Genomic DNA, 16,358 nt, shown 5'->3' on the forward strand with positions numbered 1-16,358 from the left:
CGTGCTGCGCGGGCGGGCGGTGACGTTGCGCACGGCGACGGACGCGGACGTGCCCGCCCTCGCCGAGATCCGCGCCAAACCGGAGGTCCGGCGCTGGTGGCGCGGCGGCGACGACCTCGCCGAGGCCGTCCGCGCCGACCTGGCCGACGACGACCTGACCGTGTACGCCATCGAGCACGACGGCCGGGTGGTCGGCGCCATCCAGTGGTACGCCGAGACCGACCCCGACTACCGCCACGCCAGCCTGGACATCTTCCTCGACCCGGCGGTACGCGGTGCCGGCCTCGGCGGGGACGCCATCCGCACCCTGGCCCGCCACCTGGTCGACGAGCACGGCCACCACCGGTTCACCATCGACCCGGCCGCGGCGAACACCGCGGCGATCCGCGCGTACGCCAAGGTGGGCTTCCGCCCGGTGGGCATCATGCGGCGCTACGAGCGCGGCGCGGACGGACGCTGGCACGACGGCCTGCTAATGGACCTCCTCGCTCACGAACTGTTCGACTGAGTCACGTCCCAGACCAGGTGGCCGTCGGGCCGGCGGCGGGCCCCCTCGGCGGGGCGGTGCGGGCTGAGCCGGCCGTCCGGCATGAGGTGCCGCACCGGCACCCCGCGGCCGAGTGCCGCCACGTCGGCGATCAGCCGCCGGTGGCAGCGCCACCAGACGCTCTCGCTGCACATCACCGCCGTCGTCCGGCGGGCCGCGTCGGCGAGCACCTCGTCCAGGGCCGCGTCGAATTCCGGCGTGCGGGTGTACGCGGCATACGCCCGGAACGCCGGGACCGTCCACCAGGTGTCCGGCTCCGGCTCGCCGGCCGGGACGTGCCGGCGGCCGCCGAGGCGGGGCTCCCAGCGGTAGTCGATGCCCCGCTCCGGGAGCCAGCTTTCCAGGGCCTCCCGCCGCACGTCCGGGTTGGTCCGGCTGGCCGGGTACCGCCGCACGTCCACCACGAGCGCCACTCCCGCGCCGCTCAGTAGGTCGCCCAGCCGCTCCCGGTCGGCCGCCCCGTGCCCCACCGTCAGTAACACGCACCCAGCTTGCCCCCGATCAGAGGTTCCTACCGTCGACTCGGCTCGGATCCTCCACCAGCCGGCGGCGGCCACGGCGGGTCCGGTGGGTCGGTACGCCGCGAAGGTCCCGCCGTGCCCACCGGACGTTGCCAGTCCGGAACCGGCGACGACCGGACAACCGGGCCGCGCCGGCGGCGACGTCGCCACAGCAGCACCGCACCCAGCAGCGCGGCGAGGAGCATGACGTACGGCGCTGCCGCGAAGACGATGACCGGTCGCGCCGGAAACGGGCGCGGACCGACCGCGGGCCCGCCGAACCGGCCTGCGGTGAGCAGGTCCCGGGCGACGTCCAGCGCGCAGACCTCCGCCGGTGGATCGAGCAGCAGTTCCCGGCCACCGTCGGGGCGCAACGCCATCAGCTGCACGTGCCCCGTCTCCCAGTAGCCGGTGTCGTTCCACTCCAGCGTGGCCATGCCGTCATGCGGGTTCGGCTCGTACCGCAGCACCACCAGATCGGTCCCGGTACGCCAACCGAGCGCGCGGACCGCCTGGCCGCGCACCGGGGCGAGGGCGGGACCATCGGTGTCCTGGCCGGTCGCGGCGTCGAGCCACCCGAACCGCCACGACCGTGCGCCCAGCGAGGCGGCGTCGCACCGGGTGAGGCAACCGTCCAGTTCGACGGTGGCGATGCGGGTGCCGTCCGGGCTGACCGCGCCGCTGCCGGCGAGCACCCGGCGCGGCCCGAGGTTCCGCGACCAGACGGCCCGGCCGGTACGGTCCCGCAGGCTGACCGTGTCGCCGATGGTGGTGACGATCCGGGTCCCGTCCGGCGAGAAGGCGCCCAGCGAGGCGGTCCGGACCCGCCACCGGTCGCTGCGCTCTTCGGCCAGCATCCGGGCCGCACCTGTGTCCAGGTCAACCAGGACCAGCCGAAGACGCTGGATGTCCTGCCCGTCGGCGTCGAGTCCAAGGGACCCGGCGACGGTGTCCAGGACCACGATCGACCGTCCATCCGGCGCCCAGGTGACTGGGGTGGGGCAGCAGCGGTCGCTGTCGGGCAGCCCGTCGTACACCCGGCGGGAGCCGTCGGTCAGGTCGGTCACCCTCAGCCACGCCTCACCGCTGTCGGCGACGTACCGGCCGTCCGGGGAGAGCTGTACGTCCTCCCCGGCGGCGCTCTCGGCGCCGCCGTACAGCAGCGTCCGGTAGCGGCCGTCCCGGCCGACCACCGCGACCTTCCCCTCGTCGTCGATCGGGTCGATCCCGCGCAGCCCGAGCCCGCCGCCGCTGAACAGCACGGCGGCCGGGCCCGGCGGGTCCTGGGCCACCGTCGCCTGCCACATGTACGGCAGGCCGATCTCGGCAGGCACGGCGTCCTGCCCGGCGGCGGGCGCGGGACCGGCCTCGACCCGGGTGAGCGCGACCGGGACCGCCGCGCAGGCGAGCACCGCAGCGGCCGCGGCGGCGACCGCCACCAGCCGGGCGCGGCGCCGCTGGCGCCGGCCGGTGGCCCACAGGTCGGCGGGGAGCCGGGCCGGTGGCATCCGCTCCCCGAGGTCCCGCAGTGCGCTCCGCAGTTCGTCGCTCATCGGTCCTCCCCTGCCCGCACGGGTACGCCGACCAGGTCGGCCAACTCCGGGGCGTGGGTGCGGAGCCGGGCCAAGGCAGCTCGGGTCTGGCTCTTCACCGTCGAGACGGAACAGCCGAGGGCATCGGCGGCCTCCACCTCGGTGCGGTCCTCGAAGAAGCGCAGCACCAGCACGGCGCGCTGCCGTGGGGCCAGCCGAGCCAACGCCTGCCGCACCACCAGGGCACGCGCCACGCCAGCCGTTTCGTCCGGTGCCGTACGCTCCGGCGGCTCCGGCCGTAGGTCCACGTTCCGCCAGCGCCGACGCCACAGCGACACGTGCTGGCTGTACATGGTCCGCCGGACGTACGGGTCCGGGTCGCCGGAGCGGCTCACCCGCTCCCAGTGCCGGGCCAGCCGCACCAGTGTGAGCTGCACCAGGTCCTCGGCCTGGTGCCGGTCGCCGGTGAGCAGGTACGCCGACCGGGACAGCGCGGCGGTACGCGCGGCCACGTACGCCCGGAACGACTCCTCTGGGTCCACACCCACCTCCCACCCCATGACACGCCGGCCACGCGCCGCGCGGGTGGGTGTGCCCGCCGAAAATGTGGCCGGCCACCGCCCGCGCGGAACGGTAACCGGCCACAATCCGCCGGACGCAGCCACGAGACGCTGCACGCATGGTGTCGTCCCGGGCTTGGGGCAGGCGAGCCACGCGACCGACCGCGGTGGCGGAGCGTCGAAGAGACCTTCAGCGTTACATCGACACGCCCCGGAAGTGGCTTGTCTTAAGCCATTTCCGGCTGTCCGCGCCGCATGTCGTCGCAGCTCAGAGTCACCGTCCGGTGTAGCCGGTGGCACGCCCGATATGCGATCATGTGCCGTCCCCTCTCCCGATCTCGGAGGATTCCTCATGCCAGAGCGTCGGCACGTGGCGCGCGCGGCCCTCACCGCAGCCGCCGCCACTGCCTGCCTCGCCTTCGCCGCCCCCGCGTGGGCGGCCACCGGCAACCCGCACAACCCGCCGGGCGACAACGGCACCGTCAAGATCGACGGGATGCCGTTCACCGACCACGTGGACAACCAGCCGCACGTCACCTGCGAATTCGAGCTGGAGTTCTTCAACTTCGACCAGAACCAGCGGGCGAACATCACCCTCTGGGCGCAGCCGCCGTCCGCCACTCCGAAGGACAAGGTCGTCTGGTCCAAGAAGGACGTGCTGATCAGCAATGACCCGGCCTCCGGCGCGGAGAACGACCACGACGAGGTCATCCGGCTCTCGGCCAACGACCTGGACCTGACTGGGCTGAAGCTGCAGCCGAAGCAGGGTTACCACATCAAGCTCGACGTGGAACTGATCGGCGGCAAGTCGTCCGACGGCAAGCACAAGGTCTTCTGGCTGCAGCCGTGCGCGTCGTCGGAGACGCCGACGCCGAACCCGTCCAACCCGGGCGGGGAGTCGCCGAACCCGGGCGGCTCGGAGAACCCCTCGGAGGCCCCGTCGCCGGGCACCTCGGTGGGTGGCGGCAGCGGTGGCGGCAGCGGCAGCCTGCCGATCACCGGCGTGGCCGCGACCAGCATGGCGCTCACCGGCCTCGCGCTGATCGTCGGCGGTGTCGTGCTGACGGCGCTGCGCCGCCGCCGGGACAAGATCACCTTCACTAGCTGACGTACGCCAGCCCTCGACCGGCCGCCGGACCCTCCTCCGGCGGCCGGTTCGCGTATCCGCCAGCGCGGCACCGGCAAGGGGCACCCGCAGCGGGCCAGGAGCGGCCGGACCTTCGGTACGATCTTGAAGTGGATGCTCTCGACCCGCGCCGGACCGCCGTCGTCCTGATCGACCTGCAGCGCCGCATCGTGGACCTGCCCACCGCTCCGCACACCGGTCCCGAGGTCGTCGACCGGTGCGTCGCGCTCGCCGAGGCGGCCCGCGCCGCGGGTGCCACCGTGGTGGTCGTCCGCGTCGACCGGCCCGGCCCCGATCCGCAGCCCGCGGGGAGCGAACTGCTTGCCGAGGTCGCGCCGCGCGACGGCGACGTGTCGGTGGTCAAGCACAGCTGGGGCGCGTTCCACGAGACCGGCCTGGACGAGGCGCTGCGCGCGCGAGGGGTGGACACCCTGGTGATCGGCGGGCTGGTCACCAACTTCGGCGTCGAGCAGACCGCCCGGATCGGCGACGAGATCGGCTACCGGGTGGTGCTGCCGCACGACGCGATGTCCGGGTTGGACGGGTACGCGCACGAGTTCGCCGTCGACTACGTCTTCCGCCGGCTCGGCACGGTCTGCACGACGGAGGAGGCCATCGCGGCGCTGCGCGGCTGAACCGCAACGCGCATCGATCCGTGCTGAGGGGCAACCCGGTCGACACCGCTCGGACGTGGATCACATCATCGACGTCACTCGATAGCTTGCCCGCGTACTCCCAGGTCAGGGCCGGTGTGGATCGGCCGCAGCCAGCGCCAACCGGTGGACCCGCCGTCCTGGCATACGAGCGTACGGTTGCCCGCCCGCTCGACCGCGCGGGACAGTACGCCTCACCAGCGGTGCCATCGACGCCGCCGCTCCCCGGACAACCCTGAGGAGATCGCGATGGCCCTCACACTCGCCGACGGCACCTCCTGGTCCGACACCCTCGCCCGCGCGGTGGCCGCCACGCCGGAAGCCTTCGGCACAGCGCCGGACGGCGGCGCCACGCTGCACAACCTCATCGAGGACGGGTGGCGGGCGGTCGGCGCGCCGACCCCGGTCCGCACCCCCGTCGACAACACCGTTCTGGTGAACCTGGCCCGGCTCGACGCCGACACGGCGCGCCGGGCCGTCGAACACGCCGCCGCCGCGCACCGGGACTGGGCGCGGACCCCGCTCGCCGACCGCAAGGCCCGGGTCACCGACGCCCTCGACGCGCTGACCGCCCACCGCGACCTGCTCGCCATGCTGCTGGTCTGGGAGATCGGCAAGCCGTGGCGGCTGGCCTGCGCCGACGTCGACCGCGCCCTGGACGGCGTGCGCTGGTACGTGCAGGAGATCGACCGGATGCTCGCCGACGGCCGCGAGCCGCTGCCCGGCCCGGTCAGCAACATCGCCTCCTGGAACTACCCGATGAGCGTGCTGGTCCACGCCGAACTGGTGCAGCTGCTCGCCGGCAACGCGGTGATCGCCAAGACCCCGTCCCAGGGCGGGGCGGTCTGCCTCACCGTGGCGCACGCCCTGATGCGCCGCGCCGGGCTCCCCGCCACCCTGCTCTCCGGCAGCGGCGAGGAGCTCTCCGAGGTCCTGGTGCGCGCCCCGGAGATCGGCGCGGTGGCGTTCGTCGGCGGCCGGTCCAACGGCGGCAAGGTGGCCGCGGCGCTGCTCGACTCCGACAAGCGGCACTTCATCGAGCAGGAAGGCCTCAACGCCTGGGGCATCTGGAACTTCTCCCAGTGGGACCTGCTCGCCGCGCACCTGAAGAAGGGCTTCGAGTACGGCAAGCAGCGCTGCACCGCGTACCCGCGGTTCGTGGTCCAGCGGGACCTGGTCGACGAGTTCCTCGACATGTACCTGCCGGTCGTCCGCTCCGTCCGGTTCGGTCACCCGCTCGCCGTCGGCGCCGACTGGTCGGCCGGCGACCCGCTGCCCGAGCTGGACTTCGGCCCGCTGATCAGCGCCGCCAAGGCCGAGGAGCTGCGCCGCAAGGTGGACGAGGCGGTACGCGGCGGCGCCGTGCCGCTGCACCGGGGCAAGCTCGACGGCGCGCCTTTCCTCGACGGGCAGGACACCTCCGCGTACGTGGCGCCGGCCGTGCTGCTCGCCCCGCCCGGCCGGTCCCGGCTGATGCACGCCGAGCCGTTCGGCCCCGTCGACACCATCGTCGTGGTGGACACCACCGACGAGCTGCTCGCCCAGATGAACGCCTCCAACGGCGCGCTGGTCGCCTCCCTTGCCTGCGACGACGAGGAACTGGCCGGCAAGCTCGCGGTCGACCTGCAGGCGTTCAAGGTGGGTATCAACAAGCCCCGCTCGCGCGGCGACCGGGAGGAGCCGTTCGGCGGCCGGGGCGCCTCCTGGAAGGGCGCGTTCGTCGGCGGCGACCTGCTGGTGCAGGCGGTCACCGTGGGCGGCGACGGCCGGCTCTACGGCAACTTCCCCGACTACAGCAGCTACCCGACGACCTGACAACGACACGGGCAGGGCCCCCGAACCGGGGGCCCTGCCGTGTCACCGTCCCCCGCACCGGAGGTCGGCCAGGTGGCGCCGGGTCGGCGCCGGTACCGGTCATCCGCCGGCCGTCGTGGGGCGTACCGCGCCGTTGCGGCACCCGGCGCCGGCGGGCGACCATCGAGTCAGGGCGACGGTCGGACGGCCGCGTCGGCCGGCCGGGGCAGCCCCGCCCGGCGCGCCCCCAGCGGCACCGTCACGGTCAGCACCGTGCCGTCCCGGTCTACCGCCGTGGGCCGGTCCAGCCGGCGTACGGTGCGCAGCATCGCGGCGTTCTCGGCGAGCACGTGCAGCAGCACGGCGCCGTAGCCGACCCGCTCGGCATGCCCGACCAGCCGACGCAGCAGCGCCGAGCCGAGGCCACGCCGCTGCCAGTCGTCGCGGACCAGCAGCGCCACCTCCGCCTCGTCCCCCTCGCCGAGGAGGTTCGCCAGCGCCACGACCGGCTCCGCCTCCCCGTCGGAGCCGGCCGTGGCGACCAGGGTGAGCCCCTGGGCCGGCTCCAGCAGCCGCCGCAACCGGGCCGGTGACGGCAGGGCCGCACCGCTCAGGTAGCGCCGCTGCCGGCTCCGCGCCGAGCAGGTCTCGTGCAGCTCCAGCACACCCGGCAGGTCGTCGACGGTGGCCGGCCGGACCAGCACCTCGGCCGAGTCGGGCAGCACCAGGGTCACCTGGTCGGCGTCGCGCCGGGCGACCGTGGCGGCCAACTCCACCAGCGCCTGGGCCCGGGCGTACTCGGCCGGGGTGAAGCTCGGCTCCCGGCGGCGCAGGTCGTACGACCCGCCGGACGGGTCGGCCAGCAGCATCGTCGTCGCGCCCACCCCGCCCAGCGGGCCGGCCGGCGTCGGCCGCCAGGTCACCGCGTCCGCGCCGAGCAGGGTGCGCAGCGCCTCGCCGGTCGCGTCCGGGTCACGGACCAGCCCGGTAGCCAGGCCGAGCACCCGGGTGGGCTGGTCGGCCAGGCCGCGCGCCTCGCTGCGCGCCACCCAGCAGTCCCGGCCGCGGCCCCGCTCGACGGCCGCCCGCAGGTCGGCCTCGGTCAGCTGGTCGGGCGCGTCGACCAGGAAGTCGTCGACCGCGCCCACCTCGGTGGTGTGCACCTGCACGGTGAGGATGTTGACCCCGCGCAACGCGAGGCTCGCCGTGAGCACCGACAGGTAGCCCGGCCGGTCGTCCACGGTGGCTCGGATCCGCCACAGCGCCATGTCTGCTCCTTTCCTCACCACCAGGCTGCCGCGCGGCTGTTGCGCGTCCGTTGCCCGACGGTGACACGGCGGGAACCGCTCACGTGACGGTGGTCACCGGCGGCGCGCCGACCAGGTCGAGCCGGTCGCCGAGGATCACCGCGCTGGCGCGGACCAGCTGGGCGAGTCGGTCCACCTCGGTGGAGTGGAACGCCGGGGCGGCGAGCGGCTCGGTGTGATCCCGCGCCACCACCAGCACCAGGCCGGCGCGGCCGAACGGCGCGACCGCGTGGTGCCGCCCGTCCGGGCCGGTCATTGCCCGGGCCCGCAGCGGGGTGACCTCCGGCAGCCGGGGCGGGCTCGGCGCCCGCCAGCTCGCGTGCCCGACGGTGGCCTCGCCGGTGCCGCTGCGCGCGGCCCAGTCCAGCGGTACGACCGCGGCCACCGCCCAGTCCGCGGCGAGCAGCCCGGGCACCGCGTCGACCAGGGTGGCGACCCCGTCGGCCGGGTTCGCCGCGATCTGGGCGAGCAGCTCGGCGTCCTGACCGCTGGTGGTCGGCGCGCCGATCGCCCGCCACACCCCGTCGACCCGCACGCCGGGGATCGCGGCCAACCCGGCCAGCAGGCGTTCCACCCGCGCCGCACCCGGCCACACCACGGTGAAGTCGTCCACTGCCCGGCCGCCGAGCCGTTCCAGCACCACCACCTGCACGATGTCGGCACCGGAGACGCCGAGTGTGCGGGCCACCTGGCCGAGCGTGCCGGGTCGGTCCGGCAGGGTCACCCGAACTCTCAGCAGCATGTCTGATCCCTCCGCTCGGCGGGCCGGCCGGGCGGCCGGCAGGCTGGGTCCCAGCCTGCCGGTTGACCATTTCGCCCCGGTTGCAGCGCCATGTCCCGCCGGGAAAATGCGACCTTGACAAGGAAGCTGAGCTGCCATCAACTAACCGGATGACCGATCCGGCCGTCGACGCACCCCCGACCGGTCCGGCTCCCCGCGGTCTCGATCTTGTGCGGCTCGCCGCGTACCTGGCCGCGCACCGGCCCGAGCTGATGGCCGGGCCGCTGACCGCGCGGCTGATCGCCGGCGGCAAGTCCAACCTGACCTACCTGCTGCGCAGCGGCGACCGGGAGGTGGTGCTGCGCCGCCCGCCGCTCGGGCACGTGCTGGCCACCGCGCACGACATGGCCCGGGAGCACCGGGTGATCGCCGCGCTCGCCCCCACCGACGTGCCGGTCCCCGCCGTGCTGCTGCTCTGCCCCGACGACACGGTGATCGGCGCGCCGTTCTACCTGATGGAGAAGGTCGACGGCGAGGTCTACCGGAGCCGGTCGCAGACCGACCCGCTCACCGCCGGGCAGCGGCGCGACCTGGCGATGGCGATGATGGACACCCTCGCCGCGCTGCACGCGGTCGAGCCGGCCGCGGTCGGGCTGGCCGACTTCGGCCGCCCCGACGGCTACCTGGCCCGCCAGGTCCGTCGCTGGGCCGGCCAGCTTGACCGGTCCCGCAGCCGCCCGCTGCCCGGCATCGACGAGCTGCGCGACGCGCTCGCCGGCAGCGTGCCGGAGGGCGCGAACGCCGGGCGGATCGTGCACGGCGACTACCGGCTGGACAACCTCCTCACCTCGGTCGACCCGGTCGCCGTCCGGGCGGTGCTCGACTGGGAGATGGCCACCCTCGGCGACCCCCTGGCCGACCTCGGGCTGCTGCTGACCTACTGGGACGTGCTCGGCGACAGCGACGCCGCCGCGGGCAACCCGGTCGCCGACGGCCTCGGCCCGCGCGCCGGCTTCCCGACCGGTGCGGAGCTGATCGACCGCTACGCCGGGCGCAGCGACGTCGACGTCGGCCCGCTGCACTGGCACGTGGCGCTCGGCTGCTTCAAGCTCGCGGTGATCTGCGAGGGGATCCACTACCGGCACACCCTCGGGCAGACGCTCGGCGGGGGCTTCGACCGGATCGGCGAGCTGGTGGCGCCGCTGGTCGAGCACGGTCTGCACGCGATCAGGGAGACGTGATGGACTTCGCGTACGACGCCCGCACGGTCGAGCTGCGCGACCGGCTGGAGGCGTTCCTCACCGAGTGCGTGTACCCGGCCGAGCCGGTGCACGCCGAGCAGGTCGCCGCCGCCGGCGACCCGTGGGCGCGCCCGCCGGTCATGGACGAGCTCAAGGCCGAGGCCCGCTCGCGGGGCCTGTGGAACCTCTTCCTCCCCGACCCCCGGTACGGCGCCGGCCTGACCAACCTCGAGTACGCCCCGCTGGCCGAGCTGACCGGGCGCAGCCCACACCTGGCCCCGGAGGCGCTGAACTGCGCCGCCCCGGACACCGGCAACATGGAACTGCTCGCCGAGTTCGGCTCCGCGGCGCAGCGGGAGCGCTGGCTGAAGCCCCTGCTGGACGGGGAGATCCGCTCCGCCTTCTGCATGACCGAGCCGGAGGTGGCCTCCTCCGATGCCACCAACATCGCCACCCGGATCAGCCGGGACGGCGACTCCTACGTGATCAACGGTCGCAAGTGGTGGTCGTCCGGGGCGATGGACCCGCGCTGCGAGATCTTCATCGTGATGGGCAAGACCGATCCGGGCGCCGAGCGGCACCGCCAGCAGAGCATGATCCTGGTCCCCCGGGACACCCCGGGCGTAACGGTACGCCGGGGCATGACGGTGTTCGGCTACACCGACGGCCCGCACGGCGGCCACGCCGAGATCGACTTCTCCGACGTACGGGTGCCGGCGGAAAACCTGGTCGGCGCCGAGGGCGGCGGCTTCGCCATCGCCCAGGCCCGGCTCGGCCCGGGACGCATCCATCACTGCATGCGGCTGATCGGGATGGCCGAGCGGGCCCTGGAGCTGCTCTGCCGGCGGGCGCTGGACCGGGTGGCGTTCGGCCGGCCCCTCGCCGAGCAGGGTGTGGTGCGGGAGTGGATCGCCGAGTCCCGGGTGCGCATCGAGCAGGCCCGGCTGCTGGTGCTCAAGACCGCCTGGCTGATGGACACCGTCGGCAACAAGGGCGCGCACACCGAGATCCAGGCCATCAAGATCGCCACGCCGGCCATGGCCGAGTGGGTGATCGACAGGGCCATCCAGGGGTACGGCGGGGCCGGCGTCAGCCAGGACACTCCCCTGGCCGCCCTCTGGGCCCAGGCCCGCACCCTGCGCCTGGCCGACGGCCCCGACGAGGTGCACCGGGCCTCCCTCGCCAAACGCGAACTCCGCCGCTGGTCCTGACCCCGATCCCCGTCCCCGTCCCGTGCGCGTCCGGATTGATCATGAAGTTAGCCGGGACAAGAAGGACAAACCGCGCGGCTACCCTCATGATCAACGCGAGGGCCGGTCTGCGGGGTATGCGCGGGCGGGCGGGTCAGGCGGAGGCGCGGTGGATGAGTCTGGTGTCGAGGAGGACGTGGGGGGACACCTGCTCGCCGCGGATGCGGGAGACCAGCAGGCGGGCCATCTGGCGGCCCATCTCCTCCACCGGCTGGAAGACCGTGGTCAGCGGCGGCTCGGCCTGCCGGGCGATCGGGGCGTCGTCGAAGCCGATCACCGCCACGTCCTCGGGCACCCGACGGCCGGCCTCGCGGAGCGCCCGCAGGGCGCCGAAGGCCATCAGGTCGGAGGCGACGAAGACCGCGTCCAGGTCCGGGCAGACCTCGAGCAGCCGGCGCATGCAGGCGGTGCCGCTGCCCTCGCTGAAGTCGCCGTACGCGATCAGGTCCGGGTCCACCTCGCCGCCGGCGGCCCGGACGGCCTCCCGGTAGCCGGTCAGCCGGGCCAGGCCGGCGCCCATGTCCTGGGGGCCGGCGATGGTGGCGATCCGCCGCCGCCCCTGGGCGAAGAGGTGCTCCACCGCCTGCCGGGCGCCGCCGACGTTGTCCACGTCGACGAACCACGCCGGCTGGGCGTCGGGGTGCAGCATCCGGGCCGGCCGGCCGCCCAGCACGGTGGGCAGGCCGCGCTCCTCGAGCAGGCTGGGCAGCGGGTCGTTGTCGTGCAGCGAGAGCAGCAGCACGCCGTCGACGTGCTGGTTGGTCAGGTGGTGCTCGACCCGCTCCCGCTCTAGCTGCGACTGTGCCATGGCCAGCCAGAGCTGCATCGGGGTCTCCAGCAGCGCGGAACTGACGCCCCGGACGATGCCGGCGAAGAACGGCTCGGTGAAGACCCGCTCCCCCGACTCGGAGACCACCAGCGCCACCGAGTCGGTCCGCTGGGTCACCAGCGCCCGCGCGGCGCGGTTGGGCACGTACCCCAGCTCGGCGATCGCCGCCTGGACGGCGGCCCGGGCCTCCGGGCTGACCTGGGGCGAGCCGTTGACCACGCGGGAGACCGTGCCGCGCCCCACGCCGGCGCGGGCGGCGACCGCGTCGAGGGTCGGGCGCCCGAGCGACCGCGTGCGCTGCGTTGTCATCGTCTGCTGCTTCCTACTCGTTGCTCATTGCTGAGCGGTTCGGATAATTCGCTCTCCGCTCGGCTAATGCCGGGCTGGAGTCCTGGACCGGCAGTCTGGTCCGGTGGCGATCGGTCCTATCCTGCAGGATCTGCTTCACCCGCTGGTGTGGGGTGTGCAGGGCGATGTCGGGGTCGCCGGCTCGGTGCAGGATGTTGATCGCGGCGTTCACGTCGGCCTGCCACACCACCCCGCACCGGGTGCAGTGAAACCGGTCCCCACTACGTCGACCGAAGTCGCCGCAGCGGTGACAGGTTTGTGAGGTGTAGGCGGCGTTGACGGGAACGAGCGCAGAACCTCTACGCTCCGACACGCTCTTCAGCGCCTCCGCGGTGACCCCCTTGGTCCACGCGGCGAGACGCCGATTGATGTTCTTGGGTAGCTTCTTACGCCCGGTGAAGCGTTTGGTGAGGTCCTCGGCGACCACGGTGCCGGCCTTGTCGACGACCTCGTGCACGGCGGTGAAGATCTCCGTACGCACCCGCACCCGGTGCCGGGCGGCCTGCCGATCCCGCTTCACCGCGCCGAGGTTGTTGACCTTGATCCGGTGCGCCTTCGGGTGGTCACCGCGCAGCGCGGCGGCATTGGCTATTGAGCGCAGCTTCGCCCGCCGCCGGTTACGTACCTTCAACCGATCCGACTCGCTGGCCAACAGTAAGCCGAGCTGCTCACCGTAGGGGGCACCGTCGGAGTCGGTCAGGGCTTCGGTGTAGCCCTTGTCCACACCGACCGTCGCCTCGCCGCACGGCCGCTGCGACGACCGCATCTGCGAGGCGTCGATCTGGTAGTGCACCTCGACCCGCTCGCCGCGCAGGATCAGCCGCAATGTGCCCCTTGGCGCGACAGTCGTCGACAGCGGGATCTTGACCATCTTGCGGGGCTCGAGACCGGGAACCGCCAGCCACAACCGGCCACGCCCATCAACAACCGTGTTGTAGTTGTCGGCGCGCACGACAATCTGATCGTGCGTACGGTTGCGGCCACGCTTCCAATGCTTGCGCATCTGCCGAGCAAGGAACGGATCACTGGCCCACTGGTCGGCCTTCAACGCGGTGAACATCCGCTTACGCTCGCCCAAATCTTTAGTGCGCCGGCAGATCGCCCGCCGGACCTCGACCTTGGCCGCCTCCATGTTTGCCGCGATGTCGGCCATCGCGTCGCGGACGGTTTCCTTCCACGCATTCGCCAACAAACCGAACTGCAGGTGCGTGCCGTCCGCCAACCAGCGATCCCGCACCTGCCGATCCCTCAGCCCCGACCCCACCCCGTGAATCGACCCGTAGCGCTGCCACACCTGACTACGAACACGACCCAACCGCCGAGCCTGCTCCACCAACCCGGCGTACTTACCCCTATTCAGGGCCGTCGAGTATGCAATCCGCGTGACCTTCATCGGTCAGCCTCCACGGCCAGGTGCGCCCCTGCGAGTTCTTTCTCCAAGCGTCGCAGCCCGACCAGCCGGCCAGAGAAGGCGTGCACAACCGCCAGCAGGTCCTCGACCAACTCCTGCTGCGGGGACAACGCCTCCTGGTTCACGGCGACGATCTAGAACCACCTCCGACGTCGGACGGACCGGCACCTGCCAGGGCGTCGGTGCCGGGCCGCCCGTTACTGGCTGGCCTTCCGCCCTATTGTGCGGCCAGCCCGTTGCGTCGGATCACCTCGGCGTACCACCTGGCGCTGGACTTCGGGATCCGCGCCTGGCTGTCGTAGTCGACGTGGACCAACCCGAAGCGCTTGGTGTAGCCCCAGGCCCACTCGAAGTTGTCCATCAGCGACCAAGCGAAATATCCCTTCAGCGGCACCCCGGCGCGGATCGCGGCGTGCGCGGCGCGCAGGTGCGCGTCGAGGTACGCCAGCCGGTCCGGGTCGTCCACCCGGCCGTCGACCACCGCGTCGACGAACGCGGCGCCGTTCTCGGTGATGTACAGCGGCAGGTCGGTGTAGTCGCGGTGGACGCGTTCCAGGGTCTCCACCAGGCCGGGGGCGTCGATCTCCCAGCCCATGTCGGTCACCGGCACACCCCGGGTGACGAACCGGACGTCCTCGCTGCCCGGCCAGCACGACGGCGCCCGCCAGTAGGCGTCCGGCCCGGTCCCGGAGACCGGCGCGGCGACCACGTACCGGCTGTAGTAGTTGATGCCCACCATGTCGAGCGGGGCCGCGATGAGCGCCAGGTCGCCGTCGCGCACGTGCCCGAAGTCGGTGACCTGACGCAGGTCGCCCGGCAGGTCCGCCGGGTACGCCCCGCGCAGCACCGGGTCGAGGAAGAACCGGTTGGCCAGCGCGTCGATACGGCGGGCGGCCTCGGCGTCCGCGGGCGAGTCGGTGGCCGGGGTCACCGGGTAGAGGTTGAGCGTGATGCCCAGGTGCGCTTCCGGTCGGGCCGCCCGCAACGCCTGGACGGCCAGCCCGTGCCCGAGCATGAGGTGGTGCCCGGCCCGGACCGCGTCCGCCCCGTCCGAGCGGCCCGGCGCGTGCGCGCCGGAGCCGTAGCCGAGGAAGGCCGAGCACCACGGCTCGTTGAGGGTGGTGAAGTGCCGCACCCGGTCGCCGAGGGCGTCGGCGACGAGCTGCGCGTAGTCGGCGAACCGGCCGGCGGTGTCCCGGGCCGGCCAGCCGCCGGCGTCCTCTAGCGGCTGGGGCAGGTCCCAGTGGTAGAGGGTGAGCCACGGCTCGATGCCGTGGGCCAGCAGCTCGTCGACCAGTCGCCGGTAGAAGTCCAGGCCGGCCTGGTTGGCCGGGCCGGAGCCGCCCGGCTGCACCCGGGGCCAGGAGATCGAGAAACGGTACGACGTCAGCCCCAGGTCGGCCATCAGCCGCACGTCCTCGGGCATCCGGTGGTAGTGGTCGCAGGCCACGTCGCCGGTGTGCCCGGCCACCGTCCGGCCCTCCGTGTGGCTGAAGGTGTCCCAGATCGACGGGGTTCGGCCGCCCTCGGCCGCCGCGCCCTCGATCTGGTACGCCGCGGTCGCCGCGCCCCAGCGGAAGCCGGGCGGGAAGGTGAGTTCGTAACCCTGGTCGAGGAGCCTGCCGGCGGGCGGGCTGGCTGGGTTGCTCACGACTTGACGGCGCCTTCCATGATTCCGCCGATGATCTGGCGGCCGAAGATGATGAACACGACCAACAGCGGCAGGGTCGCCAGCGCGGTGCCGGCGAACAGGGCCACGTAGTCCGTCTGGTACGGCCCGGACGAGAGGATCTTCAGGGAGTACTGCACCGTCGGAGTGTCCGGGGTGAGCACGATGAACGGCCAGAGGAACTCGTTCCAGGTCTGCATGAAGGTCAGCAGGCCGAGCACCGCCGCCGCCGGCCGCAGCACCGGCAGCACCACGTTCCAGTAGATCCGCCAGGTGGAACAGCCGTCAAGCCGGGCCGCCTCGATCAGCTCGTCGCTGATCGCGGACATCGCGTACTGGCGCATCATGAACACCCCGAAGCCCTGCACCAGGAACGGCACGATGACCGCCTGCAGGGTGCCCGTCCATCCGAGATCCACCATCATCAGGTAGAGCGGGATGACGCCGAGTTGGGTCGGCACCATCATGGTCAGGATGATGACCAGCAGCAGCGCGTTGCTGCCCCGGAACCTGAGCTTCGCGAAGGCGAAGCCGGCCAGGCTGGAGAAGAAGATCACCGAGATGGTGACCACGCTCGACACGACGGCCGAGTTGACCAGACCGTAGACGAACGCGGCGTCCTCGTTGGCGAGCATCCGGTCGAGGTTGGTGAACAACTGGTCGCCGGGGGTCGACGGCATCTCGTAGACCGCGCTGTTGTCCCGGGAGGCGATGATGAACGACCAGATGATCGGAAAGATCGACAACACACAGCCGATGATCAGCGCGAGGTAGGTCAGCGGGCTGGCCTGCCAGAGCCGCGCGCCGGGGGTACGCCGGCGACGTCGCTGGGTCGGCGGGAGCGGGGCCACCGACCGGGGCAGGGTCTGC

16 protein-coding genes are annotated in these 16,358 nt (G+C 72.9%); 6 read left to right on the forward strand and 10 right to left on the reverse strand.

Annotated elements, in window-relative coordinates; translation table 11 throughout:
* The first annotated feature begins 1 nt into the window (after position 1).
* Positions 2-508: a GNAT family N-acetyltransferase gene (locus FXF52_RS08655; RefSeq protein ID WP_148795210.1), complete on the forward strand. Its 507-nt coding sequence runs from the start codon at positions 2-4 to the stop codon at positions 506-508.
* Here the strand turns inward: FXF52_RS08655 and FXF52_RS08660 are convergent.
* The 3 genes from FXF52_RS08660 to FXF52_RS08670 are packed head-to-tail and all read right to left on the reverse strand — an operon-like array spanning position 490 to position 3,121.
* Positions 490-1,029, reverse strand: coding sequence for a DUF488 family protein (locus FXF52_RS08660; RefSeq protein ID WP_148795212.1), 540 nt, complete (start codon positions 1,027-1,029; stop codon positions 490-492). The two genes, FXF52_RS08655 and FXF52_RS08660, sit on opposite strands and share 19 nt — an antisense overlap.
* A gap of 29 nt (positions 1,030-1,058) precedes the next feature.
* Positions 1,059-2,600, reverse strand: a complete 1,542-nt coding sequence (locus FXF52_RS08665) for a WD40 repeat domain-containing protein (RefSeq protein ID WP_148795214.1) — start codon at positions 2,598-2,600, stop codon at positions 1,059-1,061.
* The gene (locus tag FXF52_RS08670) at positions 2,597-3,121 is read right to left on the reverse strand and encodes a SigE family RNA polymerase sigma factor (RefSeq protein ID WP_148795471.1); all 525 of its coding nucleotides are present in this window, start codon (positions 3,119-3,121) and stop codon (positions 2,597-2,599) included. The genes FXF52_RS08665 and FXF52_RS08670 overlap by 4 nt, the downstream gene beginning before the upstream one ends.
* Positions 3,122-3,491: 370 nt before the next feature.
* Here FXF52_RS08670 and FXF52_RS08675 point away from each other — a divergent pair, with 370 nt between their 5' ends.
* From FXF52_RS08675 to FXF52_RS08685, 3 genes are all read left to right on the forward strand, one after another.
* A complete protein-coding gene (locus FXF52_RS08675) occupies positions 3,492-4,247 on the forward strand; it encodes an LPXTG cell wall anchor domain-containing protein (protein WP_148795216.1) in 756 nt (251 codons plus the stop codon).
* Between the two features lie 128 nt (positions 4,248-4,375).
* Positions 4,376-4,900, forward strand: coding sequence for an isochorismatase family protein (locus tag FXF52_RS08680; protein ID WP_148795217.1), 525 nt, complete (start codon positions 4,376-4,378; stop codon positions 4,898-4,900).
* A 267-nt stretch (positions 4,901-5,167) separates the two neighbouring features.
* Positions 5,168-6,733 carry an aldehyde dehydrogenase family protein gene (locus FXF52_RS08685; protein ID WP_148795219.1) on the forward strand — a complete coding sequence of 522 codons (1,566 nt, stop codon included), beginning with the start codon at positions 5,168-5,170 and terminating at the stop codon, positions 6,731-6,733.
* A 167-nt stretch (positions 6,734-6,900) separates the two neighbouring features.
* Here FXF52_RS08685 and FXF52_RS08690 read toward each other — a convergent pair whose 3' ends face one another.
* Both FXF52_RS08690 and FXF52_RS08695 read right to left on the reverse strand, forming a co-directional pair.
* Complete coding sequence (locus FXF52_RS08690) at positions 6,901-7,980, reverse strand: GNAT family N-acetyltransferase (RefSeq protein ID WP_148795221.1); 1,080 nt, start codon at positions 7,978-7,980, stop codon at positions 6,901-6,903.
* A 79-nt stretch (positions 7,981-8,059) separates the two neighbouring features.
* Positions 8,060-8,761: an amino acid-binding protein gene (locus FXF52_RS08695; protein ID WP_148795224.1), complete on the reverse strand. Its 702-nt coding sequence runs from the start codon at positions 8,759-8,761 to the stop codon at positions 8,060-8,062.
* 149 nt (positions 8,762-8,910) lie between these two features.
* Between FXF52_RS08695 and FXF52_RS08700 the strand changes: the two genes are divergently transcribed.
* Both FXF52_RS08700 and FXF52_RS08705 read left to right on the forward strand, forming a co-directional pair.
* Positions 8,911-9,981 carry a phosphotransferase family protein gene (locus FXF52_RS08700; RefSeq protein ID WP_148795225.1) on the forward strand — a complete coding sequence of 357 codons (1,071 nt, stop codon included), beginning with the start codon at positions 8,911-8,913 and terminating at the stop codon, positions 9,979-9,981.
* Complete coding sequence (locus FXF52_RS08705; protein WP_148795227.1) at positions 9,981-11,192, forward strand: acyl-CoA dehydrogenase family protein; 1,212 nt, start codon at positions 9,981-9,983, stop codon at positions 11,190-11,192. Before FXF52_RS08700 ends, FXF52_RS08705 begins: the two co-directional genes overlap by 1 nt.
* 133 nt (positions 11,193-11,325) lie before the next feature.
* Here the strand turns inward: FXF52_RS08705 and FXF52_RS08710 are convergent, their stop codons facing one another.
* From FXF52_RS08710 to FXF52_RS08725, 5 genes are all read right to left on the reverse strand, one after another.
* The gene (locus tag FXF52_RS08710; RefSeq protein ID WP_148795229.1) at positions 11,326-12,369 is read right to left on the reverse strand and encodes a LacI family DNA-binding transcriptional regulator; all 1,044 of its coding nucleotides are present in this window, start codon (positions 12,367-12,369) and stop codon (positions 11,326-11,328) included.
* 13 nt (positions 12,370-12,382) lie between these two features.
* The gene (locus tag FXF52_RS08715; protein WP_148795231.1) at positions 12,383-13,801 is read right to left on the reverse strand and encodes an RNA-guided endonuclease TnpB family protein; all 1,419 of its coding nucleotides are present in this window, start codon (positions 13,799-13,801) and stop codon (positions 12,383-12,385) included.
* Positions 13,798-13,944: a hypothetical protein gene (locus tag FXF52_RS41545; RefSeq protein ID WP_187413393.1), complete on the reverse strand. Its 147-nt coding sequence runs from the start codon at positions 13,942-13,944 to the stop codon at positions 13,798-13,800. Before FXF52_RS41545 ends, FXF52_RS08715 begins: the two co-directional genes overlap by 4 nt.
* Before the next feature lie 92 nt (positions 13,945-14,036).
* Positions 14,037-15,470 carry a GH1 family beta-glucosidase gene (locus FXF52_RS08720; RefSeq protein WP_148795233.1) on the reverse strand — a complete coding sequence of 478 codons (1,434 nt, stop codon included), beginning with the start codon at positions 15,468-15,470 and terminating at the stop codon, positions 14,037-14,039.
* The gene (locus FXF52_RS08725; protein ID WP_148795473.1) at positions 15,467-16,339 is read right to left on the reverse strand and encodes a carbohydrate ABC transporter permease; all 873 of its coding nucleotides are present in this window, start codon (positions 16,337-16,339) and stop codon (positions 15,467-15,469) included. The genes FXF52_RS08720 and FXF52_RS08725 overlap by 4 nt, the downstream gene beginning before the upstream one ends.
* Positions 16,340-16,358: the final 19 nt, after the last annotated feature.

The organism is Micromonospora sp. MP36, from assembly GCF_008119785.1.
Lineage (GTDB): Bacteria > Actinomycetota > Actinomycetes > Mycobacteriales > Micromonosporaceae > Micromonospora.

What these genes read in the sequence shown, in the direction of transcription:
- FXF52_RS08715 (WP_148795231.1), bottom strand. Translation starts at nt 13,801, where the DNA reads ATGAAGGTCACGCGGATTGCATACTCGACGGCCCTGAATAGGGGTAAG.
- FXF52_RS08675 (WP_148795216.1), top strand. Translation starts at nt 3,492, where the DNA reads ATGCCAGAGCGTCGGCACGTGGCGCGCGCGGCCCTCACCGCAGCCGCC.
- FXF52_RS08665 (WP_148795214.1), bottom strand. Translation starts at nt 2,600, where the DNA reads ATGAGCGACGAACTGCGGAGCGCACTGCGGGACCTCGGGGAGCGGATG.
- FXF52_RS08710 (WP_148795229.1), bottom strand. Translation starts at nt 12,369, where the DNA reads ATGACAACGCAGCGCACGCGGTCGCTCGGGCGCCCGACCCTCGACGCG.
- FXF52_RS08690 (WP_148795221.1), bottom strand. Translation starts at nt 7,980, where the DNA reads ATGGCGCTGTGGCGGATCCGAGCCACCGTGGACGACCGGCCGGGCTAC.
- FXF52_RS08705 (WP_148795227.1), top strand. Translation starts at nt 9,981, where the DNA reads ATGGACTTCGCGTACGACGCCCGCACGGTCGAGCTGCGCGACCGGCTG.
- FXF52_RS08695 (WP_148795224.1), bottom strand. Translation starts at nt 8,761, where the DNA reads ATGCTGCTGAGAGTTCGGGTGACCCTGCCGGACCGACCCGGCACGCTC.
- FXF52_RS08700 (WP_148795225.1), top strand. Translation starts at nt 8,911, where the DNA reads ATGACCGATCCGGCCGTCGACGCACCCCCGACCGGTCCGGCTCCCCGC.
- FXF52_RS08685 (WP_148795219.1), top strand. Translation starts at nt 5,168, where the DNA reads ATGGCCCTCACACTCGCCGACGGCACCTCCTGGTCCGACACCCTCGCC.